The sequence below is a fragment of the Parendozoicomonas sp. 2304DJ65-17 genome (genome assembly GCF_058148445.1).
This window is the reverse complement of the sequence record NZ_JBYVJV010000003.1, coordinates 113,342-138,572: the sequence shown is the minus strand read 5'-3', so window position 1 is coordinate 138,572 and position 25,231 is coordinate 113,342. Positions and strand designations below refer to the sequence as shown.

General features: G+C 49.4%; 21 protein-coding genes. 10 read left to right on the top strand and 11 right to left on the bottom strand.

The window, feature by feature from the left end; translation table 11 throughout:
- Positions 1–16: 16 nt before the first annotated feature.
- Genes ACY2RR_RS10060 through ACY2RR_RS10045 form a run of 4 tightly spaced genes read right to left on the bottom strand, consistent with a single transcriptional unit; the run spans position 17 to position 3,415 of the window.
- Positions 17–1,141 (bottom strand): mechanosensitive ion channel family protein, encoded by a 1,125-nt coding sequence (locus tag ACY2RR_RS10060; protein WP_490108014.1) that lies wholly within the window; start codon positions 1,139–1,141, stop codon positions 17–19.
- Between the two features lie 60 nt (positions 1,142–1,201).
- Positions 1,202–2,245: a beta-N-acetylhexosaminidase gene (gene nagZ, locus ACY2RR_RS10055; RefSeq protein ID WP_490108013.1), complete on the bottom strand. Its 1,044-nt coding sequence runs from the start codon at positions 2,243–2,245 to the stop codon at positions 1,202–1,204.
- A gap of 48 nt (positions 2,246–2,293) precedes the next feature.
- Positions 2,294–2,767, bottom strand: coding sequence for a L,D-transpeptidase family protein (locus ACY2RR_RS10050; RefSeq protein ID WP_490108012.1), 474 nt, complete (start codon positions 2,765–2,767; stop codon positions 2,294–2,296).
- Positions 2,768–3,415, bottom strand: a complete 648-nt coding sequence (locus ACY2RR_RS10045) for a TetR/AcrR family transcriptional regulator (RefSeq protein WP_490108011.1) — start codon at positions 3,413–3,415, stop codon at positions 2,768–2,770. It abuts the gene before it with no gap.
- Positions 3,416–3,590: 175 nt separating this feature from the next.
- Between ACY2RR_RS10045 and lexA the strand changes: the two genes are divergently transcribed.
- On the top strand, positions 3,591–4,214 hold the full coding sequence (gene lexA / locus ACY2RR_RS10040) for a transcriptional repressor LexA (RefSeq protein ID WP_490108010.1): 624 nt from the start codon (positions 3,591–3,593) through the stop codon (positions 4,212–4,214).
- A gap of 28 nt (positions 4,215–4,242) precedes the next feature.
- Positions 4,243–4,683, top strand: coding sequence for a SulA-like leucine-rich domain-containing protein (locus ACY2RR_RS10035; RefSeq protein WP_490108009.1), 441 nt, complete (start codon positions 4,243–4,245; stop codon positions 4,681–4,683).
- Positions 4,684–4,697: 14 nt separating this feature from the next.
- Here ACY2RR_RS10035 and ACY2RR_RS10030 read toward each other — a convergent pair whose 3' ends face one another.
- The 6 genes from ACY2RR_RS10030 to ACY2RR_RS10005 form a co-directional block, all read right to left on the bottom strand.
- On the bottom strand, positions 4,698–5,162 hold the full coding sequence (locus tag ACY2RR_RS10030; RefSeq protein WP_490108008.1) for a hypothetical protein: 465 nt from the start codon (positions 5,160–5,162) through the stop codon (positions 4,698–4,700).
- A gap of 125 nt (positions 5,163–5,287) precedes the next feature.
- Positions 5,288–7,924 carry a type I DNA topoisomerase gene (topA, locus tag ACY2RR_RS10025; RefSeq protein ID WP_490108007.1) on the bottom strand — a complete coding sequence of 879 codons (2,637 nt, stop codon included), beginning with the start codon at positions 7,922–7,924 and terminating at the stop codon, positions 5,288–5,290.
- Between the two features lie 269 nt (positions 7,925–8,193).
- Complete coding sequence (locus ACY2RR_RS10020; RefSeq protein WP_490108006.1) at positions 8,194–8,985, bottom strand: hypothetical protein; 792 nt, start codon at positions 8,983–8,985, stop codon at positions 8,194–8,196.
- Positions 8,986–9,134: 149 nt separating this feature from the next.
- Complete coding sequence (gene fadA, locus ACY2RR_RS10015; RefSeq protein ID WP_490108005.1) at positions 9,135–10,310, bottom strand: acetyl-CoA C-acyltransferase FadA; 1,176 nt, start codon at positions 10,308–10,310, stop codon at positions 9,135–9,137.
- A gap of 29 nt (positions 10,311–10,339) precedes the next feature.
- A complete protein-coding gene (gene fadB / locus ACY2RR_RS10010) occupies positions 10,340–12,484 on the bottom strand; it encodes a fatty acid oxidation complex subunit alpha FadB (protein WP_490108004.1) in 2,145 nt (714 codons plus the stop codon).
- Between the two features lie 337 nt (positions 12,485–12,821).
- Positions 12,822–13,226 (bottom strand): hypothetical protein, encoded by a 405-nt coding sequence (locus ACY2RR_RS10005; RefSeq protein ID WP_490108003.1) that lies wholly within the window; start codon positions 13,224–13,226, stop codon positions 12,822–12,824.
- 209 nt (positions 13,227–13,435) lie between these two features.
- On the opposite strand from ACY2RR_RS10005, the gene ACY2RR_RS10000 reads away from it, so the two are divergent.
- The 3 genes from ACY2RR_RS10000 to ACY2RR_RS09990 all read left to right on the top strand — a co-directional run bounded on the left by ACY2RR_RS10000 (position 13,436) and on the right by ACY2RR_RS09990 (position 15,840).
- Complete coding sequence (locus ACY2RR_RS10000) at positions 13,436–13,876, top strand: universal stress protein (RefSeq protein ID WP_490108002.1); 441 nt, start codon at positions 13,436–13,438, stop codon at positions 13,874–13,876.
- Between the two features lie 306 nt (positions 13,877–14,182).
- Positions 14,183–14,968 (top strand): substrate-binding periplasmic protein, encoded by a 786-nt coding sequence (locus ACY2RR_RS09995; RefSeq protein WP_490108001.1) that lies wholly within the window; start codon positions 14,183–14,185, stop codon positions 14,966–14,968.
- A gap of 188 nt (positions 14,969–15,156) precedes the next feature.
- The gene (locus tag ACY2RR_RS09990; protein ID WP_490108000.1) at positions 15,157–15,840 is read left to right on the top strand and encodes a metal-dependent hydrolase; all 684 of its coding nucleotides are present in this window, start codon (positions 15,157–15,159) and stop codon (positions 15,838–15,840) included.
- 10 nt (positions 15,841–15,850) lie between these two features.
- Here the strand turns inward: ACY2RR_RS09990 and uup are convergent, their stop codons facing one another.
- The gene (gene uup / locus ACY2RR_RS09985) at positions 15,851–17,767 is read right to left on the bottom strand and encodes an ATP-binding cassette ATPase Uup (RefSeq protein WP_490107999.1); all 1,917 of its coding nucleotides are present in this window, start codon (positions 17,765–17,767) and stop codon (positions 15,851–15,853) included.
- A gap of 150 nt (positions 17,768–17,917) precedes the next feature.
- On the opposite strand from uup, the gene ACY2RR_RS09980 reads away from it, so the two are divergent.
- The 5 genes from ACY2RR_RS09980 to ACY2RR_RS09960 all read left to right on the top strand — a co-directional run bounded on the left by ACY2RR_RS09980 (position 17,918) and on the right by ACY2RR_RS09960 (position 25,228).
- Positions 17,918–19,219 carry an efflux RND transporter periplasmic adaptor subunit gene (locus ACY2RR_RS09980; RefSeq protein ID WP_490107998.1) on the top strand — a complete coding sequence of 434 codons (1,302 nt, stop codon included), beginning with the start codon at positions 17,918–17,920 and terminating at the stop codon, positions 19,217–19,219.
- Positions 19,219–22,401 (top strand): efflux RND transporter permease subunit, encoded by a 3,183-nt coding sequence (locus ACY2RR_RS09975; protein ID WP_490107997.1) that lies wholly within the window; start codon positions 19,219–19,221, stop codon positions 22,399–22,401. The genes ACY2RR_RS09980 and ACY2RR_RS09975 overlap by 1 nt, the downstream gene beginning before the upstream one ends.
- A complete protein-coding gene (locus ACY2RR_RS09970) occupies positions 22,401–23,009 on the top strand; it encodes a TetR family transcriptional regulator (RefSeq protein WP_490107996.1) in 609 nt (202 codons plus the stop codon). The genes ACY2RR_RS09975 and ACY2RR_RS09970 overlap by 1 nt, the downstream gene beginning before the upstream one ends.
- Before the next feature lie 187 nt (positions 23,010–23,196).
- Entirely contained in the window at positions 23,197–23,979 is a 783-nt protein-coding gene (locus ACY2RR_RS09965) for a hypothetical protein (RefSeq protein WP_490107995.1), read from the top strand.
- A 115-nt stretch (positions 23,980–24,094) separates the two neighbouring features.
- Positions 24,095–25,228 (top strand): protein kinase family protein, encoded by a 1,134-nt coding sequence (locus ACY2RR_RS09960; RefSeq protein WP_490107994.1) that lies wholly within the window; start codon positions 24,095–24,097, stop codon positions 25,226–25,228.
- Positions 25,229–25,231: the final 3 nt, after the last annotated feature.

Here is a 25,231-nt window from a genome sequence, read left to right as displayed (position 1 = left end):
CTAAACAGAGCGTGATTTACTGGACAGCACTGTTGGCCATTGAACTCTGAGACGGAATAGTACCAGCCAGATTGGCCGTTGAGATATCCAGGGTTCGTGTTGGGAAGGCTACATCAGCATTATGACGATGAATAATATCGAGAATATCAATCATCACCTGCTCTTTGACCTGATGGAAGCGTGCCCAGTCACAGGTTTTGGTAAAGCAGTAGATAAAGAAATCCAGCGAAGAAGGTCCAAAACTATTGAAATGCACCATAAGAATCTTGCTGGTATCAATCTCTTCATGGCTCTCAAGATAGCTGCGTACCTCTTCAAGCACAGCTGGCATAGCACGGGCATCACTGTAGCGCAGACCAATCGTTTCCTTAATCCGCCGATTCTCCATACGGGAAGGGTTTTCTACGGAGATATTGCTGAACGTGGCATTGGGTACATAAAGGGGACGCTTATCAAAAGTGCGGATGCGGGTCTGCCGCCAACCGATATACTCAACCGTGCCTTCAATGTTTTTGTCCGGGGAGCGAATCCAGTCTCCCACTTTAAAGGGGCGATCCAGATAGATCATCATGCCACCAAAAAAGTTAGCCAACAGATCCTTGGCCGCAAAACCTATAGCGATACCACCGATACCACCAAAAGCCAGGATCCCGGAAATGCTATACCCCATAGTCTGAAGAACAACCAGAGCCGAGGTAATAATCACCACCGCACGCAACAGCTTGCTGATGGCCATTGCCGTGGTTTCATCTACCTTCGCAGGATCAGTCGAGCCAACATATTTGGCTTCTACTTCACGAATAAAGCGAATCGCAGCCCAGGAAACAATAACAACAATAGCAAGATCGTAGAGAGCACCAAGACCTTTGAGAATGGATACCTGAGACTCCTGACGGGCGATATCCGCAGCCCACATAAGCCCAACTACCCATACAAGGGCGATAGCGGGTTTTCTGGTGGCATGAAGCAGTGCATCATCCCAAACGTTAGAGGTTTTCTTAAGGCCTCGCGCCAACCGCCCAATCGCAATGCGCGCGACTAAGTGCGCCGCTGCCGTTAGCAACAGAACAAGAAACACCTGAAACACCCAGCTGCCCTGAGCTGCAAACCATGCCTGAACGGTTTCGAATAAACTTGTCATGCTGCTTATCACAGTCTCTTAATTTATTGCCTTAGGAAAAGTAAGCAAAACCGCCACTTATCACAACTTTAAAGCTTGCAAACTATTAATAATTTCGGTTCTGCGGGTGCTGGATTCCAGCTCCTGCCAGGAGATAGAGGAAGCACCTCTCATCCTCTCAAGCCGTTTTTTCCTTTGAGGATTTTCTGGCAGCTGAATCCTGCCCTGCTCTAGAGCTGAGATTACCTGATCAACACTTTCAGGGTTATTACACAGTAGTATCGCATCGCATCCTGCCAGCAATGCTTTCTCTGATCGCTGGACAATATCTCCGGCAACACTGGCTCCGGCCATGTTCAAACAATCACTGAACACCGCACCTTCAAAGTTAATATCTTCGCGCAAAACTTTCTGCAACCAGTATTCAGAAAAACCTGCAGCCTGATCATCAACAGTGGAAAAGCACACATGTGCTGGCATCACTGCATCCAGCCCTTTTGGAACCAACTTACGGTAAGGCAAAAGATCTTCTTCAATCTCAGCAAATGATCGGCAATCAACGGGAAGTGCAATATGAGAATCAACACCGATCCCACCATGGCCAGGGAAATGTTTGCCTACAGCAGCCATTCCTGCTTCATGCAGCCCAGAGATAAAAGCAGCCGCCAGCTTGGAAACAATCTCAGGATCTGCAGAAAAACCACGATCACCAATGACCCGGCTGATGCCTCGATCAAGGTCCAACACAGGAGAGAGGCCAAGATCTATTCCAGAAGCACGAAGCTCACTGGCCAACAGCCATCCTGTTTCATGGGCAAGAGAGATAGCCTGGTCAGAATCTTTTCTCCATTGTTTACCGATCACTCCCATCGCAGGAACCTGGGTAAACCCATCAGTACGAAAACGCTGAACCCTACCGCCTTCCTGGTCTGTCATTACCAGAATGTCTGAATTTATCGAACGTATTTCTTCAATAAGATCAATAATTTGATTCCTGCGTTGAAAGTTTCGGGCAAAGAGGATAACCCCAACTATGGCGGGGTGAGTTAAAAGATGTCTTTCCCTGTCCGTCAGCTTTTGACCTTCCAGATCAAATACCAGCATCCCTTCAAGACAATCAGACATGTAAGACCTCTGCACAGACATTGGATAGGAGTTCAGGTTTATCGCATTCTACTGGTGGATGTTGACAATCATCCCGGGGCAGGTCAATGGATACAGCTCAAGAAGATCATCACAATTCATGCGAATGCAGCCGTGGGAAAGAGGAACTCCCATCGGCTCGGAATCAGGTGTTCCATGGATATAGATATACCGGCGCTGGGTATCGACATCACCCAGACGATTAAATCCGGGTTCTTTGCCGCAAAGCCAGAGAATCCGACCCAGCACCCAGTCCCTGCCCGGCTGTTCGCTGTGAAGTTCGGGGGTCCATATTTCTCCGGTAAAACGACGCCCTTTCAGAACCGCATGCGAAGGCAGATCATCACCAATTCTTGCCCGGATATAATGCTTGCCCAAAGGAGTTTGCAGACTGCCACTTAACTGCCCTGCCCCATTTCGACCGGTAGACACAGACCATTGCCGAACAACTTCATCCGTTTTGAAAGTCAGTAGTTGTTTGCCAATATCGACTGTGATCGACATTTACTTCTCCAGTTCAGCGGGTTGCGGAGCACGCATCCCGGATACCAGGAATGGAGCTAAACGCTTCAGGGTATCTTCAATAGTGGCTGTTGTACCATTTTCAGCTTCACTGATGGCATTGAGGGTGTCGAAGTCCGACATGGTGAAAATAACAGAACCCATCATAAAGTTAATACGCCAGTACAGTTCATTTTCTGGCAGGTCTGGTGCAACCTTAACCAGCAGGCGGAAATAACGGGTAAACACGTGACCGTAAATAGCCTGAAGATGTTTGCGCAAATGCCCCTGTGCCTGAGCATAGGCTAAAGCCAGCAGCCTCATAAAGACTTTCAGGTCATTCTGCCCTCTGGGTTTTACCCGCAGAACCTCGGTAAAGAGCATACTGATAAGCTCTTCCAGACCGGGCTCCTCACCTGCACTCTCAATTTGATCCAGGCGTTTCCCCAACCCTTCAGCAAATGGATCAAGAAAACGGGTGAAGACAGCTTGAATAAGTACGTTTTTCGAGCCAAAGTGGTAGTTCACTGCTGCCAGATTCACTTTTGCACGACTCGTGATGGTTCGAAGAGATGTTTCTGAAAACCCCTTTTCGGCAAACAGAGACTCTGCTGCATCCAGAATCCGTTCTACTGTGTCTGCTTGTGCCATTGGTTGAAACCCCACTCGAACAAAACAAATGTTTTAAACACATGTTTTATTCAAACACCGTTCCTGTCAAGCACAACCCGTTTATTCCTGCCTAATTTCATACACGGTTTGTTGCAGAAACAAAAAAGCTGTATATAATCACAGGTACTGTATAAAAACACAGATTGATAAAATTATGATCAAGTTGACCAAAAGACAATCCGAGATTCTGGATGTCATCAAGAGTCACATTGATGAAACAGGCTTTCCTCCCACCCGTGCGGAAATTGCCCGTCAATTGGGTTTCCGGTCTGCCAATGCGGCAGAAGATCATTTAAAAGCCCTTGCCCGCAAAGGCGCTATTGAAATTATTCCCGGAACATCCCGCGGCATTCGCATTCCAGCTGACGCTGCCAATGAGTCGCAGGAACAACCTGCGGAATCCGGCCTTCCAATCGTCGGACAAGTTGCCGCAGGTTCACCCATCCTTGCTCAGGAACATATCGAAAACCACTGCACCCTCTCCCCCGATTTCTTCCACCCAAAGGCTGATTATCTGCTCAGAGTAAAAGGCATGAGCATGAAAGATATTGGCATTATGGATGGTGATCTGCTGGCCGTGCACAAGACCACAGACATTCATAATGGCCAGATTGTTGTTGCCCGCCTGGGAGAAGAAGTGACAGTCAAACGTTTTGAGCGCAAGAAAAACATTGTCTGGCTCCACCCGGAAAACAGCGACTTTGAACCTATCAAAGTTGATCTGTCTCATGAGCATCTGGAAATTGAAGGCTTGAGCGTCGGCGTCATTCGTCACTGACACCAACCCAGCACGGCAGGATTACACCATGCAGACTCAAAATACTCTTTTTGAAAACTGGTCCAATACCACAGAACAATCTTCCTCAACTGCTATGGAAGAGCGTATCAGTGAAGTTATCCTTCCGTCACTGGGATTTAGCATGGCGGCACTGGTTGCGCCCATGCTGACACAGTTAAGCAGAAGTCATGACCATCGCTGGCTCACTCTGGTTTGTACGAACCTGCAAGCCAAGGACATAGCCCAATGGCTGAAAACTACCGGAGTTGTTATTAATAACCTTCTTTTGCTCACCGCAGATAATAATGAAGGCTGCCTGAAACTCAGCAACAAAGTCCTTGCTGCAGGTAACAGCCACACAGTTATCAGCTGGACTCACGGTATTGATCAAGATGCCATGGCACAACTTGAGCAGTCAGCCTCTGCCGGGGATTGTGCCGGTATTATTATCAGACAACGCAAAGGTTAAAACTAAAGGAGTTATTACCACTCCTGCAGCTGCCCTCGTACATCCTGCACCAATTGGCGTACAGAATTGATAGTCTCAGCTTCATTCCCACGAGAACCAGCTCCGGAAGAGCTGGCAATCACATTAACAGCCTGTGCTTCAGGCAATTCTACCGTTAACTGAGCCAGTTTGAAGTCCTCAAAAACAGGGCCCAGCCACCCATGCTCAACAAGGTTTCTTATCTGCTGAATACCGCCGGAAAGAACATTGCGCTCTCTCAATAAGCGTTCTGCTTCAGCAAGCTCCACAGGTTTACCGACCTGCACTAAGCTGGCTTCCAGGATTTCTCCTGCAAGACCACTCACCACACCATGAATATGAAAAAGAAAAGCCTGTCGAAAACTCTCCCGACTGATTCCCTGCTCGGATTTCATGGCATTCAGCGCTGATTGCGCCATCACCAGTTTGCTATTAGTAAAACTCTGCAACTTCTCGTTCATGCCATACCCCTCTCCAAGTGCATGCAGAGTATCGTTATCAGGTACAAATTTCAGCCTTTATAACGATACAAAAAAAGATGGCCATGCAGAAATGCATGGCCATCTTTTCAATCAAGAGAGATCAGTTATTTCTTCTTACGCTTATCCCTGATATCCCACTTTCCATCAACGTAAAAGGCTTGCCAGCCGCTGGCCTTACCATCCACCTCAGTCATAACGTACTGCTGCTTGGTTTTACGGCTGTAGCGCACCATTGTTGGGTTACCATCAGGATCTGCAACAGGTGCAGACATCAGGAAGTGATACTTCTTATCGATAGCATCCTTGTGGGGCAGAAGCTCCTTAATCAGTGGCGCTCGGGTTTCCCGGTTCTTCGGGAACTTACTGGCGGCCAGGAACAGTCCGGAAGCGCCATCACGGAGGATGTAATGATCCTCAACTTTCACGCACTGAAGTTCCGGCATAGGTACCGGATCCATCTTTGGTGGTGCAGCTTCACCACTCTTGAGCAGCTTGCGGGTGTTCTTACACTCTTCAGCAGTACAACCAAAGTACTTACCAAAGCGGCCAGATTTCAGCTGCATATCCGCGCCGCACTTGTCACATTCAATAACCGGGCCTTCATAGCCCTTAATCTTGAACTGACCTTTCTCAATCTCATATCCTGAACAATCAGGATTGTTACCACAAATATGGATCTTCCTCTGCTCATCCAGAAGATAATTTTCCATAGCTGTAGAACAGACCGGGCAACGGTGCATGGCGCGCAGCGCGTTTACTTCGGCGTTTTCATCATCCGCATTAATGGCTTCATCGCCATGAACAAGGTTCATAGTTTTCTTGCAACGTTCTTTGGGAGGCAACGCATAACCGGAACAACCCAGGAATACGCCTGTGCTTGCAGTACGGATCTGCATAGGACGCGCACAGTCAGTGCACTCAATATCTGTCATTACAGGCTCATTAGCCCGCATACCGCCTTCTTTCTGCTCAGCCTGTTCCAGCTTGCTACTGAAATTCTTATAAAAACCGTTTAACAGATTTTTCCAGTCAGATTCCCCATTCGCCACATGGTCGAGATCCTCTTCCATATTGGCGGTGAAGTTGTAGTCCAGAAGGTCATGGAAGTTTTCCACCAACCGGTCGGTAACAATATCCCCCATCTTTTCGGCATAGAATCGACGATTTTTCAGGGTGACATAACCCCGATCCTGAATGGTGGAGATAATGGAAGCATAAGTTGATGGACGACCAATCCCTTTCTTTTCAAGCTCACGCACAAGGGCAGCTTCGGAAAAACGAGCAGGAGGCTTGGTAAACAGCTGACGCGGGTCGAGCTTCTGCAGATCAAGAATATCGCCCTTTTTCATCTCCGGCAGAATCACATCTTCCGCTTTTCCGGACACTGGTGGCAATACCTTGGTAAAGCCATCAAACTTCAGCGTACGGCCACGGGTTTTCAACTCAAAGTCTCCAGCCTTAACAATAACACTGGTACTCAGATAACGAGCCGCTGGCATCTGACAGGCAACAAACTGGCGCCAGATCAATTCATACAAGCGTTCAGCATCACGCTCAAGGCCTTTTACCTTCTTAGGTTCCGCAGCCACATCGGAAGGACGAATGGCCTCGTGAGCTTCCTGCGCGCCATCTTTGCTGGAGTAAACCAGTGGACTATCCGGCAGATAGTCTTTACCAAAATGGTCATCAATATAATCACGCACCGCACCAACGGCTTCTGCACTGAGGTTGGTAGAGTCAGTACGCATATAGGTAATGTGGCCGGCTTCATAGAGACGCTGAGCCAGAGTCATGGTTTTCTTAACCGAGAAACCTAGACGGGTACTGGCGGCCTGCTGCAGGGTTGAGGTAATAAAAGGTGCAGGTGGCTTCGTGGTTGTCGGGCGATCATCACGGCTGGCAACATCGAAGCTGGCAGATTTGAGCGCGGCAACTGCGGCATTCGTCTGTTCTTCATTGCCTGGGCGGAACTTCTCACCTTTCTGCTTTTCAACCTGAAAGCGTACACTGCTACCACCAGTGGCATTCAGATCCGCATAAACTTCCCAGAATTCCTCAGGAATAAACTTACGAATTTCCCGTTCACGCTCAACAATCAAACGAACAGCAACGGACTGAACACGCCCTGCAGACAATCCCCGGGCAATTTTTGCCCAGAGCAGCGGCGAAACCATGTAGCCCACAACCCGGTCGAGAAAGCGACGGGCTTGCTGAGCATTCACACGATCAATATTCAGTTCACCAGGCTCTTTAAAAGCCTCTGTAATTGCCGCCTTGGTAATTTCGTTAAAGGTGACCCGGCGATAGTCAGCAACGCCTTCACCGATGGTCTGCTGCAAATGCCAGGCAATGGCCTCCCCTTCGCGGTCCAAATCCGTTGCGAGGTAGACAGTGTCTGCATTAGCGGCCAGACGGCGAAGCTCATCAACGACTTTCTCTTTGCCCGGAAGAACTTCGTATTTCGCTTTCCAGTTATGCTCAGGGTCTACGCCCATGCGCTCAATGAGTTGCTGGCGGGCTTTTTCCTTTTTGCGAATTTCTTTTTGTTCCGGGGACAATTTACGAGTCTCAGCCGCAGCCTTGGCCCTGGCTTTGGCATCAACGGGCTTGCGCTGGCCACCGCTGACCGGAAGATCGCGGATATGCCCAACACTGGACTTGACCACAAAATCCTTGCCCAGATACTTATTGATGGTTTTCGCCTTGGCAGGCGACTCCACAATAACCAGAGATTTACCCATAAACGATCAACTCACATCCTGTATTGTCACCCGTTCGGGCAAATGTCCGAGAGGGAGAATCAAAAAAATTTGCACAACTATATATTTTTTACCGTGCCTGTGGTCAAGGTTCTTTTGCAAGAAACATCTAAAAATAATGCATAACCCGCTCTACAAGCACCTATAAATTCACGAATATCATCTACCGAACACTGCTGACTACAGAAAGGTTTGCCTATAGATTACACAGCTCTTTTCAAATCAGACAAGATTTCTGGGAGTATTTTGTTTTATTGCGCTCGCTGTTGAATATTTGAAAAATATTCTCTGGCATCCCCACCGCTCACAAATTCAGAAAGGCGATTCTTAAACTCCTGTCGATAGAGTTCATTCTGGAAACCCTCACCCAGAACCTCATCCACCGAACCCTCATCAAGGGCCAGACCACCAACTTCCAGGGCAAAGTTCTCAACATCACCACCACAGCTTTCATACTTTTCCTCGCAGAGGTGATTAAGCCTGTCCCTGATATGCCCTGTCCGCTCCCCTACCTCAAGTATCTCAACGAGCTGCACAAAATCCTCAATGTGAGCCCCACGGTATCTAGCCTTCAGCTCTTCAGTAACTTTTTCTTTAACCTCAAGCATTTGCTCACGCCCGAAGCCGCTTTTCCACACCACATTACTGGCTTCGTTTTTCATATCTGCATCATGATCTAAAAAGTCGTCATCTTCCCGATTCAAAGTATCAAGGCAGTAAGCACTCATTTCATCAACGGTTGCAGGCACCTTTACCGCAGGGTTTGCGCCACCTTTAACTGAATGAAGGGAAACCTGATCACTTACATTGCTCGCCGATCGCTTATAGATTGCCGTATCAGGTGCACGATTACCCGAAGGGCCATCAGCACGATACATGTGAAGCTTTCCATCAGGCTCATGCTTTACAACAACCCAGGAAAGAAAAAGGCTGGAAAGGGATTTCAGCCGGGCAAGATGTTTGTTTTCATTCAACTCAATGCGTTGATTGTACTGATCTTCGACCGCCTTAAACCGGTCCGCCACTCCTGAAAGAAAATCCATACACCTGCACCCTTGATCAATCCCTGACACTCACAGTTAAGAATGCAATCAGTTCCTTGGCAAAGAAAACAGGCAGACACACAAAAGCCCGCTGCTGAAACAGCGGGCTGATTTTCCTAGAGGAAATTAAGAGGGATAAACCTGCTCAATCACACTCTTTCGATCACAGTCGCAATACCCTGACCCAGACCGATACACATGGTAGCCAGACCCAGAGTCGCACCCTGACCTTCCATAACGTTCAGCAGAGTACCGGTGATACGAGCGCCGGAACAACCCAGAGGGTGACCCAGAGCGATCGCGCCGCCGTTCAGGTTGATCTTGTCTTCCATACGGTCGAGGATCTTAAGTTCCTTCATAACCGCCAGCCCCTGAGCAGCGAAAGCTTCGTTCAGTTCGAAGATATCAATATCGTTGATATCCAGACCGGCACGCTTCAGCGCTTTCTGGGTAGCAGGAACAGGACCACGACCCATCACTGCAGCTTCACAGCCTGCAACAGCCATGCTGCGTACTTTCGCACGGATGTTCAGACCGAGAGCCTGAGCACGCTCGGCAGACATAACCAGTAGTGCAGAGGCACCATCAGACAGTGCAGAAGACGTACCAGCAGTTACGGTGCCGTTCTTGGGATCGAATACCGGACGCAAGCCCTGCAGACCTTCCAGAGTGGTCTCTGGACGAATCACTTCGTCAACAGAGCACTTCACCTTGAAACCGTTGGCATCGTGACCTTCGATCGCAATGATCTCGTTGTCCCAACGACCTTCCTGGGTGGCTTCCCAGGCTTTCTGGTGAGAACGCACACCGAACTCATCCTGCATCTGACGGCTGATGCCGTTCATCTGGCCCAGCATTTCCGCAGTCAGGCCCATCATGTTGGAAGCCTTGGCGTAGTGCTTGGAACCTTCTGGGTTCAGGTCGATACCATGGTCCATTTTTACGTGGCCCATGTGCTCAACACCACCCACGATGAATACATCACCGTTACCGGTCATGATACCCTGGGCAGCTGTGTGCAATGCCTGCATGGAAGAACCACACAGACGGTTCACAGTCTGGGCAGCCACTGTGCGGGGAACACCCGCCAGCATGGCCGCGTTACGGGCAATGTTCATGCCCTGCTCTTTGGTCTGGTTAACACAACCCCAGATCACGTCTTCGATTTCAGCCGGATTCAGGGCGTCATTACGCTGCATCAGCGCAACCATCAGTTCGGCAGAGAGCTTCTCTGAACGAACATTGCGGAACATACCGTTTTTAGAGCGACCCATCGGGGTACGCACTGCATCAACAATGACCGCGTCTCTTGGATTCAGACTCATTTTTATTGCTCCTAAATTCTTCAAGACTGTTAATAGAAAGTCTTGCCTTCAGCGGCCATCTTGCGCAGGTTCTCGGTCGGCGCGTACAGCGCTCCGAGATCAGCGTACTTGTCACACAGGTCAACGAAGTTCTGCAGACCCATTTCCTCGATGTAACGGATCGCACCACCACGGAATGGAGGGAAGCCAACACCGAAGATCAGGCCCATATCCGCATCAGCTGGAGTCTCAACAATGTTGTCTTCCAGGCAGCGAACAACTTCCAGACACATAGGAATCATCATGCGGGCAATAATATCGTCCACTTCAAAGTCCTTGCTCTCGGCACAAACAGGAGCAATCAGTTCATAGGTAGACTGATCAACAACTTTCTTGGGTTTGCCGCGCTTGTCGGTTTCGTACTTGTAGAAGCCCAGGTTGTTCTTCTGACCGTAACGGTTATTTTCGAACATCACGTCTACGGCACTCTTGAAGTCACGCCCCATACGCTCTGGGAAGCCTTCAGCCATAACGCCTTCAGCGTGAACACCGGTGTCGATGCCAACAACGTCCATCAGGTAGGCAGGACCCATAGGCCAGCCGAACTTCTCCATTACCTTGTCAACTTTCTGGAAGTCAGCACCGTCACGGAGCAGACCAGCAAAACCGCCGAAGTATGGGAACAGTACACGGTTTACCAGAAATCCTGGGCAGTCGTTGACAACAACTGGAGTCTTACCCATCTGCTTGGCGTACTTAACAGTGGTCGCGATAGCTTCTTCGCTGGACTTCTCACCACGGATAACTTCTACCAGAGGCATCATGTGCACTGGGTTGAAGAAGTGCATACCACAGAAATCTTCTGGGCGCTCAAGGGCTTCCGCCAGCTTGGTAATGGAGATTGTGGAAGTGTTGGAGGTCAAAACAGTGCCTGGCTTCACCTGCTTCTCAACATCTGCCAGAACCGCGTGCTTCACCTTCACGTTTTCAACAACAGCTTCAACTACAACGTCAACAGTGTCGAAATCACCGTAGGACAGAGTTGGCTTGATGGCGTTCAGAACATCGCCCATCTTGCCAGCGTCCATCTTCTTACGATCAACACGCTTGGTCAGCAGCTTCTTCGCTTCATTCAGACCCAGATCAATACCGGCCTGATTGATGTCCTTCATAACGATAGGCGTGCCTTTCAGGGCAGACTGGTAGGCAATACCACCACCCATGATGCCAGCACCCAGTACCGCAGCCTGCTCAACTTTGCCAGCCTTCTTCTCGAAGTCTTTGGCGGTCTTCTTCAGGGCCTGATCATTCAGGAACAGACCAACCAGGTTCTGCGCCACGCTGGTCTTGGCCATCTTGGCAAAACCTTTGGCTTCAATGCGGATCGCATCATCACGCTTCTTGCCAGCATGCTTCTGGATGGTTTTGATAGCAGTTACTGGTGCCGGATAGTGAGGACCAGCCTTACCAGCTACGAAACCAATGGCAGAGTTGAACGCCATCATCTGCTCCATCATAGGCAGCTTGATAGGGTCCAGCTTCTCCTGACGCTTAGCTTTGTAGTCAAGCTCGCCAGCACCGGCGCGCTTAACCACGTCGATAGCGGCCTCGAGCAGTTTCTCTGGCTCAACAACGGCATCTACAGCGCCAACTTTCAGGGCAGCGTCGGCACGGTTTTCAGCACCACCGGCAATCCATTCGATAGCATTGTCGCAACCGACCAGACGACTCAGACGGACAGTACCACCGAAGCCTGGGAAGATACCCAGTTTCACTTCTGGCAGACCAACCTTGGCCTTGGTGGACATAACCCGGTAGTCCGCAGACAGACACATTTCGAAACCACCACCCAGCGCGATGCCGTTGATGGCAACTGCGGTAGGAACAGGCAGATCTTCGAACGCGCTGAAGATAGCGTTAGTGGCCACAGTGCCCTCTACCAGTTCTTCTTCAGGCAATGCGAACATTTCAGTGAATTCGGTAATATCGGCGCCAACGATGAATACATCCTTGGAACTAGTGACTACAACACCTTTAACGTCGCCATTGCCTTGCAGCGATTCAGTGGCTTCTTTCAGCTCCTGAAGTGTGGTTCGGTTAAATTTGTTGACTGACTCCCCCTGCAGGTTGAAGTCGAGCTGAGCGATACCATCGTCCAGTAATTTTACTGTGATGGCCTGACCGTCATAGATCATCAACTTTTCTCCACGCTTTTTGGATACTGGGCCTTTTATAGAAGTCGTCGTCAGAGGCAACCCTCAAGCGACAACATGAAATTCTTATTCACCCGGCCGACAACTCCAGCCTTCCTTGTGTTTCGTGCTTCCTGTCAATCCAAACCGATTCATACAAACGTTTGAATCAGGCTGCGTCACCTTCGTGTAATTCCGAACCAAAGTCAAGACTTGTACGCACTCAACAGCACGAAAAGAGCGTACAAATACCTACAAGATCGAAATGATACGCCTCCGGTATAAGACAGGAACAAGGCATAGCAGAAAAATCTTTTCTGATGAAATTGCTGTTAAAAATCTATGGATTAGCAAGCCGCTTTAAAGCCGCACAAATCAGATCAACATCCTCTTCGCTCCCCTGCTCATTCCACAAAGCTGCAACACTGTTTGAGCGGATACTGATGCGAACAACGGAGTGAGGAAGCTCATGAGGAAAGCCGCTGGAATGCGTTTCTCTTTCGAGTTTTTGTGGTTCAAGCGTGTGCTCTTCGGGAAGGGCGATGGAATACTCCAGCCAAGGAACACCCTGACCAGCACAAACGTCAGGAAGGCTATCTATACCCCTGATTTCTTTTATTTTCATCCCAAGGGAAAGAGCATGCTGGCGAAGCTTCATCCGTCTTCGTTCTTCTTTGGAAGGAAGCAACCAGATGATATTCCCTGCGACTATAAGTAATACCAGTAAAATTATGAGCCAAGTCATACACTGTTCTTCGTTTTGTTTTAGACTGGAGGCAGATTCGGCATGGTACACCCGAGAGGGCTGCTCGGACAGGAGCAGGAATGGAGCAGTCGAGAGCCAGCCTTCAAAGGCAGATCAGTGAACAGGCCGAGGAACAAGCCCCTGCAGCGCAAGCCGCTAAAGGGTTCTTGGGAAGAACTTGACAATAACGAGCCCTAAGGAATCCAAACATGAGCCTTTATCAACATATTCTGGTTGCCATTGACCTGACCGAAGAAGCTGATGCGGTTCTGGAAAAGGCGCGTAGCATCGCCGAAGCCAACAACGCCAAGCTCACCCTCGTTCACGTCGTCGAACCTCTAAGTGTTGCTTATGGCAGCGATATCCCTCTGGATCTCACGACTCTGCAGGATGAAATCACCCAACAGGCTCGCGAACGCATTGCCAAACTGGCTGACAAAATCCATATCGAAAAAGGTGAGCAGCATGTGGTTTACGGGCGCCCTGAGCGGGAAGTTCACCGTATTGCTGAAGAATCAGATATTGATCTTGTTGTTGTCGGCAGTCACGGTCGTCATGGCCTTGCCCTGATCCTCGGATCAACCTCTACCAGCATTCTTCATGGGGCATCCTGTGATGTCCTCGCCGTCCGCGTTGGCAAACACAGCTAACCCCAGACTGTCAGCGATGGGCTCTGCCCATCGCTATACCCCTATTCAACTTATCACTTAATCTTTCCCTTCTTCTTTTCTGTATTACCAGAACTACCGCTGGATCGAAGCCTGTTTGGGAAAGGTCACCCTACAGACAGCCTTACTCATTAAATTAAAGTCAGCCTGTGCTCTATTTCATACTTCGTAACATGGTTTGTTTTGCAGGCCACTGTTATTTCCCGCAAAATGGCGACCCCAGAATATCTGGGCAAATATCAAACAAATACAACAAAAAACATTAATAATAATTTAAGCGCTATTTCTATGTCGTTCTTCAGATTTATAGCAGTCGCCTTCTGCCTCTACACCCTGAATATTCAAGCCGCCCAAGCAGCCCCAAGAGAGCGGGTTGTTCTTTGTGGCGATAATGCTTTCTGGTTTCCCTTTACCCTTAACGAGAACAGGCGAGCCAAAGGAATATTCATTGATATGATCCGCCTGGCCGGGGAACGTACCGACAAGCGTGTTGTGATTCAACAAACCAAGTGGAGCCGCTGTATGAGACTGGCCAAGAGCGGTAAGGTCGACGGCATTATTGCTGCCAACTTTACTCCGGAAAGAACGGCCTTTTTTCACTACCCACCCACGGCAGAAATACAGAGCCAACCATCTCCTTATAGCCTGGGACTGGTTGGCTACTCTATAGCCACACCCAGTACCAGCTCCTATGTTTACAAGGGTGATCCATCAACCCTTCCCGGCCCGGTGCGTGTACCTAAAGGTTACTCTATCGCCAAAAACCTGCAGGGGGCCGAGCTGGAAACACGCTATAACAGTGAGCGTGCGGCCCTGGCCATTTTGGCCAACTCCGGTACAGGCTCTGCCGCAGTACTAGGGTCTGTTGCAGAATATCTGGCCAAGGAACCTTTCTTTCAGGGTAAATACAAACTTCAGGAAGTGCCTATTACCGAAAAAGATCACTATCTGGCCTTTTCTAAAAAAAGTGAACTACCACAGCAGTCCCGCACAGAGCTATGGGAAGCCCTGAAAAGCATCTACTCGGATAAAGAGACCATGGCTCATCTTTATGAGCAGTACCTTAAGGAGTAGATTCCTAACGTATCCCAGCCTATCAATTGCGGCACCGACACATTCAGTGCCGCCACACACTACTCTCTTCTAACAAAATCAAAGCATTAGCTCTGTTTTTTCACTATCCGCATCAACATTAAACGACTACAATCAACTAATTCTCTACCTTACAATTTCCAGACCAAAGATATTACAGCCTTCAGTTTATGGCCCAATTCCAAACCCATCTGGTCGGCGCATCAGTCGTTGCAGGTACATTATCAGTGACTGCTCTTTATGCCGGGCTTGTTTCACCCGAATTTGCAGGACTCCTTTGGCTCGCAGGAACATTAGCCGGCTTGCTTCCCGATATCGACTCTGAGAGCTCACTCTCCCTGCAGATTTTCTCCCTGCTGCTTCTCGCGTTTATTGGTGGATTGATGGCCAATTCCCTGTTTAACAAGGTTCCTCTACTCTGGAACCTGGGCGCCGTAACCGGTTCACTCTTATTATTACGCTTACTGGTTATTCCTTTCTTAAACCGCATACTGATTCATCGAGGCAACTGCCACTCACTTCTGGCCACACTGTTCTGTGCTTTAACTACAACTGTCGCCAGCATAGAGGTGTTAGGCCTGCCAACTCTTTCAGCGTACATGCTCGGGCTTGCAGTAGGCACAGGTTACCTGAGCCACCTGCTACTGGATGAGCTCAATGCTCTCTGCCTGAAAAAAGGAAGGGTGAAAAAATCATTTGGTACGGCAATGAAGCCTTTTTCACGCAAGGCACCAGTATCATCGGTACTGATGACCGCCACCTGCATCGGGGAACTCTGGTGGCTGCCAGAGCCTCAGTCACTGCAGGTCGTACTGCAGCGACTGGCCCAGACATCCATGAAAGTCCTGGGTTAAGAGTTCTCCCTCAGCCGTTACTCATATCTTCAAGTTCAGCCCAGCGATCCATCTTGACTTCGAGCAATTCATTCAGTTCAGTTAAACGGTTCAGTGTTGACTGAACTGTACCCTGATCCTGACTGTAGAAATCATTAGAGCTGGTCAACTGCTCCAGCTCTGCAATTTCCTGCTCCAATGCTTCCAGCTCGCCTGGTAGCGCATCCAGCTCACGTTGAAGCTTATAACTGAGCTTTTTCTTTTTCGCCGGAGCTTCTGGTTTAGCAGCAGGCGCAGGCTTTACAGTTTCCTTGTCTTCGGAAACTTTTCCACCATCACCGGTAGCAGCCAGTCGTTCAATACTGCCACCCTGCCGCAGCCAGTCTTCAAAGCCACCGACGTATTCACGAACCATTCCGTCACCTTCAAAGACCAGTGAGCCGCTGACAACATTATCCAGGAAATCCCGGTCGTGACTCACCAGCAGCACGGTACCTGGGAACTCCACCAGAATACTTTCCAACAGCTCCAGAGTTTCTACATCCAGGTCGTTGGTCGGTTCGTCGAGCACAAGAACGTTGGCAGGTTTGCTGAACAAACGGGCCAGAAGCAGACGATTACGTTCACCACCAGACAGCGCCTTAACTGGAACACGGGTACGCTGAGGAGGAAAAAGAAAGTCTTCCAAGTAGCTGATGATATGGCGTTCACGACCATTGATGGAGATTTTCTCCCGGCCTTCGGCAACGTTATCAATTACCGTTTTTTCAAGATCCAGCTGGCCACGCATCTGATCGAAGTAAGCCACTTCCATCTTGGTGCCACGCTTGACCTTGCCGTTCTGGGGCTCAAGATCACCCAGCAAAATTTTCAGCAAAGTGGATTTACCAACACCATTGGCACCGATCAGGCCGATCTTGTCACCACGCATCAGGGTGAAATCAAGATCTTTCATCAGCAGGCCATCTTTGTAGCCATGGGTCAGACCTGTAGCTTCCACCACCAGCTTGCCGGAGCGATCAGCGGATTCGACTTTGAAGTCAGCTTTTCCTTGCAGGTTGCGGCGTTCCTTACGTTCTTCCCGCAATTTTTCAAGTGCCCTTACCCGGCCTTCATTACGGGTACGACGGGCTTTAATACCCTGGCGAATCCAGACCTCTTCCTGTGCCAGTTTCTTATCGAACAGAGCATTCTGGGTTTGCTCAACTTCCAGAGCATGAGCTTTACGCGCCAGATACTCTTCGTAGTTACATTCCCAATTAGAAAGAGTTCCGCGATCCAGCTCAATAATGCGGGTTGCGAGAGATTTTAGGAAAGCCCGGTCGTGGGTAATAAACAGCAGCGCCCCACGGAAATCCTTCATCTGCTTTTCCAGCCAGGCGATGGTGATAATATCCAGGTGGTTGGTAGGCTCGTCCAGCAGTAGAACATCTGGATTACTGACCAGCGCACGGGCCAGTTCAACTCGACGGCGCCAACCACCGGACAGTTCACCCATGGTTTTGTCTGCCGGCAACTGAAGACGCTCAAGCGTCTGCTCAACTCTCTGCTGTAGTTTCCAGCCATCCTGGGCTTCAAGCTGATCCTGCACCCGCTCGAAGCGGCGCATATCTTCATCGGTTGCGATGTTATGGGACAGCGTATGCCATTCTGCTATCAGTTGACCCACTTTATCCAGACCACCAGCAACAACATCATAAACCGTCTGATCATCGGCCAGTGGCAGATCCTGATTAAGCATGCCGACTTTCATGCCACCATCAAGACGGACAGCACCGTCGTCTGGCTGGATTTCACCGGATGCCAGACGCATCAAAGTTGATTTGCCCGCACCATTGCGACCAATCAGGCACACCCGTTCCCCGGGAGCTATCTGGAAGCTGGCATGATCGAGCAGAGGCTTGTCTCCGTAAGCGACGGAGACGTTATCAAAACGTAACAAAGACATGATTTGTATTAGTCAGGAGAAAAACCGGTGAAGCATACCGCTTTGCCGGAGAAAGGTCTTTTTTTTCAAAATACATTTACATACAATCGTGTACGTATGTAAATAACAGACCAATAATCAACCTATCCGGTGCATGGTCACGAGATAATAATGATGAATAGAAATAAAGTAATTCTTGCCGGGGTGGCTCTGGCTCTTACCAGCCTCACAGCATTTCGGCTTCATTCTTACCTTCAGCCGCCTGCCACCGACCTGGAAGAAAGAGTCATCAGCGTTAATGCCATTACCGTTGCACCAACTCCCCTCACCGCCTGGGTATTTGCTGAGGGAACGGCTGAAGCCCAACGCAAAGCATTCCTGAATTTTGAACGTGCAGGAAAAGTGGTGGCAATCGGCTCCGACGAAAACAACCTGACACTGCGTGAAGGTTCTCGTGTTGCCGGCCCGGAAACAAAAGGTGATAAAGGCCAGCGCCTGGCCAGCATCGATTCCCGCACCACCAGCGCCACCGTTGATAGTCTCACTGCCCGGCTCCAGTCGGCCCGCCAGCGCAGTGAAGAGGCTCGCGCCAATATTCTTCGTGCACAAAATGATTTTGAGTTAGCGCAGATTGCGTTTAAACGGACGGAGAAACTTCACAATGATGGACTGATTTCCCGTGACACTTTGGACAGGGATCGTACGGCACTTTTAAATGCTGAAGCTGCCGTTTCCGCAGCCAGCAGTGCTCAGGCCTCTGTTAAAGCCGATATTGAAAGCATTTCTGCCGAACGTGAAGGCGCTCTGGCCACCCTCAGTAAAGACAGCCTGTTCGCACCTTTTGATGGATTGTTGACCGTAATGAATCTGCGGGAAGGCAACTATTACTATCCTCCTCAGGGTGTAACCCGCAGCAGTGACCGGGAAGCAACCTCTGCGATTGTTGTGGTAGACGACAGCCGTTTTGAAATCACCCTGCAAATTCCCGAGCAATCCGCACGAATGATTGAAGAGGGTGAAACTGTCTGGATCAGTGCTGACAGTTCTGCCCTCTACAAAAGCGCCCGCACAGGTAAGCTTTCCAATCAGGTGATGACTGGTAAAGTCTGGTCGGTCAGCCCAGCCATCAGTCTGCAGAATCGTTCCCGAACCATAAAGGTTCGTACCGACCTTGGGCAGCAGGTTTCCATACAGGACGGCCTTTTTGTTCAGGCCTGGATTGCCGCACGGCATAAACCTGATGCTCTCACACTTCCTATTGAATCCCTGTCATTCCGGGATCGCCTGCCCTTTATCTATGTGATTGGCAATGACAAGCGGGTTGAACGCCGCATCGTGGCAACTGGCCTTCAGGGCTTGAGCAGTATTGAAATTGCGTCAGGACTTGATGCCGATGAACGTGTCGTTGTTCGGGGGCAACACCTACTTGATCAAAACAGTCTGGTACGTGTTGTTGATGGCGGGGTGAACTGATGAGTTGGTTAAAACCCGAAGGCCCGGCCAGGCGCCTGTTTCTGGAAACCCTGCTGGCCAAACTGTTGCTGGTGATGTTTGTTGTTATCGGCCTGACGGCCTGGCAAACCCTGGTGCGGGAAAACTACCCGGATCTTGAAATCCCTATGGCGCTGGTGATTACCAAATGGGAAGGAGCCTCGCCGGAGCAAGTTGAAAAAGAAATCACCAAATACCTTGAGGAAGAGATTCGCGGCCTTAAAGGGCTAAAGCGCTTCGATAGCGGTTCCTACAACTCCTATTCGATGGTATCGGTAGAATTTGATGCCGATATGCCGGTGTCCGATGCCATGCAGCGTCTTCGGGCAGCCGTTGATAAAGCCGAGAGTGAGTTCCCGGCAGGCGGCAACGTTGAAAAGCCGGAAATTGAAGAGATGTCCATGTCCAACACTCCGGTTGTAACCTGGGTGCTTCATGGTGATACCAGCGATATTCAGTTAACAGATACAGCCGAGCGTCTCAGCGATGCTCTGGAACGTATCAGTGATGTAAAAAAGGTTGATATCAGTGGCCAGCGTGAAAAGAGCCTGCATGTACGGCTTTACCCTGAAAAACTGCGAATGCTGAAACTTTCTCCGGTTACGGTGAAAAACCTTCTTCTCTCCGCCAACCGGGATATGGGCTGGGGTGAGTTTGAAGGTGACAGCAACACTTTCTCACTGTATCTGGAAGGACGTTTCGACCAAGTTGAGCGTATCCGTCAGCTGCCCGTTATGCGCTTGAATGACCGCACAATTCGTTTGGGTGATATCGCCACTGTTGATCTGCGGCCGGATCGTGTGGAAATGCAGACAGGCTTCAGTCTCGAAGGGGCTCCTGCTACACCCGGCGTAATCCTTGATGTTAAGAAGCGCCCTGGTGCAGATACCTTGGGCGTTATTGAAGAAAGCGCGAGGGTTATTGAAGAACTCACTTCCCAGAATGATTGGCCGGTTTCTTTAACAGTGACCCGGGTCAGCGATGATGCCGAACTGATTGAAACTGCTTTTAATGATATATCCGGCTCAATGATGCAGGCGGTTTTTATTGTTTTTGCCATTCTGTTGTTGCTGCTGACCTGGCGTGAAGCTCTTATCGCAGGACTTGCTATTCCCGTTACTCTGCTGGCCGTGCTCGGCCTGATGATTCCCATGGGTTACTCATTCAACAGCATGGTGATGATCGGCATGGTGTTGGCTCTGGGTCTGCTGGTTGATGTGTTTATTCTGGTCATGGAAGGCATGCATGAAGGCTTGTATGTAAGGAAAGAGAGTTTTCCTGAAGCAGCCCTGAAAACTGTCCGTACTTTTGCCATGCCAGCCATTGCTGGCCAGCTCACCACGATTCTGGCTCTGGTACCGATGATGATGGTGGGTGGTATCGACGGGAAATTTATCCGCATTCTTCCAATCACCATCACTCTTGCCCTGATTATCAGCCTGATTGTGGCTTTTCTGATCTGTATTCCGCTATCGCGCATATTGCTTGAAAGCAGCCAGCCACCTAATGAGCTGACGGTGGATCGTTATGCGCGGATATGGGGTAATAAGCTGGAAACCTTCCTGCTGCACGGACCTTTATCACGGAAAAGAAAAACCGTGCTCTGGACTGTCAGTGCCTTCAGCCTGTTCGTAGTCAGTATTATGGCTTCCAGCTTGTTGCCTTCCATGATGTACCCGGAAGCCGATGACCGGAAAATTGGGATTTCCATTGAACTGGCTCCCGACGCCACTTTGGAGCAGACCAGACAGGTCACCGACAAATCCGCAGAGTGGTTACGTCAGCAACCGTGGATAGAGAAGTTTGTTATCTATACAGGTGCCAGAAGTCCGGTAACCACCGGTAACCTGAAAGATGCACTGCTTCCCAATGAAAATGCTCATCTAGCTGGTTTTACAGTGATTCTCCGCCCTAAAGAGATGCGGGAGATGCTGTCTTTTGATTACCTGCCAATTATGCGTAACGGTCTTGAAAAGGTACTGAGTGATGAGCCCGGCCTGCGTATCCAGATGACCCATATTGGTGGCAATCCTGATACATCCGCTCCCGTTGCAATTTCGCTCACCGGGCCGGATTATCAGGTTTTAACCCAACTGTCCCAACAGATACAGACAAGGCTTAGACAACAACCGGGCGCCGTTGATATCCGCGATAACCTTGGCCCTCCCCTTCCTGAAGCCCGCTTCACCTTTGACCGGGAAATGTTGAATTTCTTTGGTCTTGATGAGAATAACGCCGCGGAACAGATTCGTATCGGTATGAGCGATGATGAACAGGGCCGGTTCAAAGTGGAAGGCACCAGCGATGATCCAAAACTGCGCCTTGGCTATATCTGGCCCAGCCAGGATGGCGGTATTGGTAATCCCCGTCATGTTGCGGAAGTACAGCTGATGAAAGTGATAACTCCGCAGGGAGAATCCGTTCCATTGGAAACCGTCAGCAGTTATATCGTTGATAGTGTCCCCCGGGTTTATATCCATAAAAACGGTTATCGCGCTGTGACAGTTCAGGCCCGAGCTGAAGGAGAAACAGCTTCCGATATCATGCTTTCCATGCAAGCGGATCTGGATAAGATGAAAGCCGACTGGCCCGCTGGCTACGACTACCAGCTGGGAGGAGAACTGACTAAAGCCGATGACAGCTACTCCGATATGGGTATGGCCTTTATTGCAGCGGTTCTGCTGATCTTGATTCTGCTGGCACTGCTCTATAATTCCATCCGCCAACCGATTATTATCCTGCTGATTATTCCCCTGGGTTTGACCGGCACATTCAGTGGCTTTTTCCTGGCCAATATTCCCCTGTCATTCTCCGGGCTTATTGGTGTTGTGGCGCTTGTCGGTATAGCCGTAAACAATGCAATCGTATTGATAGATACAGCTAACCGTCATTTCCGCAATGGTATGAATACAATGTCCGCAGCTGCCCGCGCCTCGGCTGAGCGACTGCGGCCAATCGTCAGTACTACCCTGACCACTGTACTGGGCCTGATGCCTCTGGCGTTCAGCGACCCACAGTGGTATCCGCTCTGTATGGCGATAGTGTTTGGTCTGATAGCTTCAACGGTGATTGCCCTGGTGATTATTCCCTGCCTCTATGTTTTGTTCGTGAAAGACCATGCGGAAACTGAAGAGAGTTACTCTCCCGCTATGGAGTTGAACTGATGGCACGCAGAACCAAAGAAGATGCAGAAAAGACCCGTCTGCAACTTCTGGAATCAGCTCTCAAGCTGTTCAGTGAAAAAGGTCCGGCTCAGGTGACTCTGGCAGAAATTGCCAGAGATGCCGGAGCCACCCGAGGCGCTATTTACTGGCATTTCAAAGATAAAAATGAATTGCTGACCTGCTTGTGGGACGAAGCCATAGCGCCTCTGGAAAAATCCTTTGATGATCTGGTGGAGTTTGGCTCAGAGGAACCTCTGGAAAGCCTCGAAAACCTGATCTGCCAGTTTCTTATGCAACTGGCTACGGACACCCACACCCGGCAGGTTTTTCGTGTGCTCGAACAGTCATTCAATATGCAGGAGCTGAATGAAGAACATGGCCTTGTCCAATTGCGCTGCCAGTGGTCCGAAAGCCTGACTGAGTTTTTCCAACCGGTAGAAAAAATGGGTCTTCTGCGTGAGGGTATAACAGCAAAAATGGCCGCTTTTCTCATAATGAGTTCTGTTGATGGATTGATCAGTTACCATCTGGCCGATGATAGCTGTATAGATCTTGAGAAAAACGTCCAGTTATTTGCCCGAATTTATATGGGAATGGTTCGTAAATAATAAAAAGCCTGGTGAGCCGGTTTAACAACCGGCTTCAACTCTATGAAAAAGAACAAATACTTGTATTTATGGTCAGTGACCACCTATCCTCCCCTCTTTACAATTAAACGACACTCAGCCAATGAGTTGCGTTTTTAAGGCAGTATCCAGAAAAAATAAAAAGTAATAACAACAAAGGGAAATTGCAGTGTCTCAGCCCTGGCTCAATATTCGCTTTCTGGTTGCACTCATCGTAACTGGACTCATCACTTTACAACCGGCGAAAGCCGCAGAATCTGACAGTGTTGAAACCTGGCAGGTCAGATACCTACAACAACTCCTGTATCGTGCTGGTAGTCAGCTGGTTGCCTATAAGTCTCAACACGATGATCAGGAAATTCTTCAAAATCTGATGAATGACCTTAACGCTGGAGATAAATTTTTAAGCGAACATCCTGTACTGGAAAACTCCTCCAAAGCCCGTGTGGCCTGGAATCACCTGAAGACAGGCGTGCAGGCAGAGATTGCCAACTCCGACTTTGAACAGGATCTGGGCTGGAACTTTTCAGTTCGTTTGAATCAACTGATGCGAGAAGCAAACCAGAAGATCGAATCATTGATTCCACCTGAGCAACACCTCACTCTTACCAAGGCCGGTGCTCCTGCTGATACCGCGGTGATTCTGCAATATATGCTCGTTCGTTACTCTGCCCGCTCCTATATAACCTCTCTCAGGGTTGATAAAAGCCGTGGAGCACTGGAAGAAGACCTGGATGTACTGGCCAACACGGTTACGACTCATATCAGCACCGCACTAGAAAACAGTTCCGGGGCAGAGCTTGAGGCAACAAAGAAAATCAATAAGTTATGGCGCTTTATTGAGCCAAGACTCTCAGATTTTAATAACAACCTCTCGCCTTTCATTGTGAACCGGGTTGGAAAACAGATTATTGATGGTTTGAACGACATTGATGCTTCCAATCGCTCATAGAAATTGCCTGACCAGGAAAAGACGAAGTAAGCAACACGACTAAGGTGTAACAGACCTAGCTCCCCCGGCTTGTTAAATTCAGGTGTTCAAGGCAATGCGAGGGGAATGCTGGGTTATGTATGTTAATTCGTTTTGGGGTTACAGAGCACTTCCACAAACAGAACACCCGGTGACAGATAATCTCGCCGAGATGGACTCTCTTTCTCCCTACAACAGTGCATCTCCCAGTCCAATGGAGACGGATGCCTTAGTCGATCAACCAAAGCTTCCCGATACAACATTTGCCGGGCATTCCGTGACTTGTCAGCCACAGCCTATCTCAGACAATCAGGACTCGGATTCAGGCTCAAGTGGTTATAACAGTCTCTCCCCCGTTCACAACCAAGGCACAGTTGTGGATTTCATAGAACTTCACCCGGGCAAACATCTGGGTAAAGGTGCTTACGGCAGCATCACCAGATATACAGTCACAGACACTCAGGGTACCAATATCGATGTAGCGGTTAAACGCCCGAAAAATGCCAGTAGCCAGCTTGCCGGAGCATTGAATGATGAAATCCGTATTCTGCAAGGAGTGAAACATCCTAACGTCATTGAAGTTCTGGTGGGCGTTGAAGCCAAACACAATCCGGCAATGGTTATGTACCTGCAATCCGGGGATCTTTACAACTGGCTGAAAGAAGGTGGAAAGCCCGATTTGGCAAGTGCCAAACAGATTCTTGGAACATTTCTGGCAGGTATGGAGCACCTTCACACCGTAGCAAAAATACACCATAACGATCTCCATACTCCCAATATCCTTTTAAGGCGGGATGGCCAAACCATAGAGTCAGTGATTACAGATTTCGGCCTGGCAACCCGTAAGGGAGACTCCTCCCAGAGGTTTCAACCCGACTCCCGCCACGATCCTTGGAGCCGTAACAGTGGGACAGCCAGCCGGGATATCTATTCGGTGGGCTATATCACCTGTTGCGTACTATCCGGAAAGTCATATCTGGATACCTGGAAGAAAAGCTATGGAAACCGAGTGGCTCCCACCCTTGCCAACAAACCAGCTGGCCAGCTGGTTTCCAAAACGCTTCAGGGGATCGACCGGCAGGTGGCTGAGAGTGTTTTAGTGGGAGTTGCCTTTCCCTCAATGGATGAGCATGTACGTTATCGTCGCCCTGTAGATCAGCTGAAAACCCACTTTGATAATATATTTACCCTGCACGAACTTTCGACCAGAGCTGAAACCGAAGCGAGCTAAGAT

Excerpts from the sequence above, each read along its gene's own strand:
- lexA (WP_490108010.1), top strand. The coding sequence starts at position 3,591 with ATGATCAAGTTGACCAAAAGACAATCCGAGATTCTGGATGTCATCAAG.
- ACY2RR_RS09995 (WP_490108001.1), top strand. The coding sequence starts at position 14,183 with ATGTCGTTCTTCAGATTTATAGCAGTCGCCTTCTGCCTCTACACCCTG.
- ACY2RR_RS10005 (WP_490108003.1), bottom strand. The coding sequence starts at position 13,226 with ATGACTTGGCTCATAATTTTACTGGTATTACTTATAGTCGCAGGGAAT.
- ACY2RR_RS10045 (WP_490108011.1), bottom strand. The coding sequence starts at position 3,415 with ATGGCACAAGCAGACACAGTAGAACGGATTCTGGATGCAGCAGAGTCT.
- ACY2RR_RS10020 (WP_490108006.1), bottom strand. The coding sequence starts at position 8,985 with ATGGATTTTCTTTCAGGAGTGGCGGACCGGTTTAAGGCGGTCGAAGAT.
- ACY2RR_RS09975 (WP_490107997.1), top strand. The coding sequence starts at position 19,219 with ATGAGTTGGTTAAAACCCGAAGGCCCGGCCAGGCGCCTGTTTCTGGAA.
- ACY2RR_RS09970 (WP_490107996.1), top strand. The coding sequence starts at position 22,401 with ATGGCACGCAGAACCAAAGAAGATGCAGAAAAGACCCGTCTGCAACTT.
- nagZ (WP_490108013.1), bottom strand. The coding sequence starts at position 2,245 with ATGTCTGATTGTCTTGAAGGGATGCTGGTATTTGATCTGGAAGGTCAA.
- ACY2RR_RS10000 (WP_490108002.1), top strand. The coding sequence starts at position 13,436 with ATGAGCCTTTATCAACATATTCTGGTTGCCATTGACCTGACCGAAGAA.
- ACY2RR_RS10030 (WP_490108008.1), bottom strand. The coding sequence starts at position 5,162 with ATGAACGAGAAGTTGCAGAGTTTTACTAATAGCAAACTGGTGATGGCG.
- ACY2RR_RS09960 (WP_490107994.1), top strand. The coding sequence starts at position 24,095 with ATGTATGTTAATTCGTTTTGGGGTTACAGAGCACTTCCACAAACAGAA.
- ACY2RR_RS10035 (WP_490108009.1), top strand. The coding sequence starts at position 4,243 with ATGCAGACTCAAAATACTCTTTTTGAAAACTGGTCCAATACCACAGAA.
- ACY2RR_RS09980 (WP_490107998.1), top strand. The coding sequence starts at position 17,918 with ATGATGAATAGAAATAAAGTAATTCTTGCCGGGGTGGCTCTGGCTCTT.
- uup (WP_490107999.1), bottom strand. The coding sequence starts at position 17,767 with ATGTCTTTGTTACGTTTTGATAACGTCTCCGTCGCTTACGGAGACAAG.
- ACY2RR_RS10060 (WP_490108014.1), bottom strand. The coding sequence starts at position 1,141 with ATGACAAGTTTATTCGAAACCGTTCAGGCATGGTTTGCAGCTCAGGGC.
- topA (WP_490108007.1), bottom strand. The coding sequence starts at position 7,924 with ATGGGTAAATCTCTGGTTATTGTGGAGTCGCCTGCCAAGGCGAAAACC.
- fadA (WP_490108005.1), bottom strand. The coding sequence starts at position 10,310 with ATGAGTCTGAATCCAAGAGACGCGGTCATTGTTGATGCAGTGCGTACC.
- ACY2RR_RS10050 (WP_490108012.1), bottom strand. The coding sequence starts at position 2,767 with ATGTCGATCACAGTCGATATTGGCAAACAACTACTGACTTTCAAAACG.
- ACY2RR_RS09990 (WP_490108000.1), top strand. The coding sequence starts at position 15,157 with ATGGCCCAATTCCAAACCCATCTGGTCGGCGCATCAGTCGTTGCAGGT.
- fadB (WP_490108004.1), bottom strand. The coding sequence starts at position 12,484 with ATGATCTATGACGGTCAGGCCATCACAGTAAAATTACTGGACGATGGT.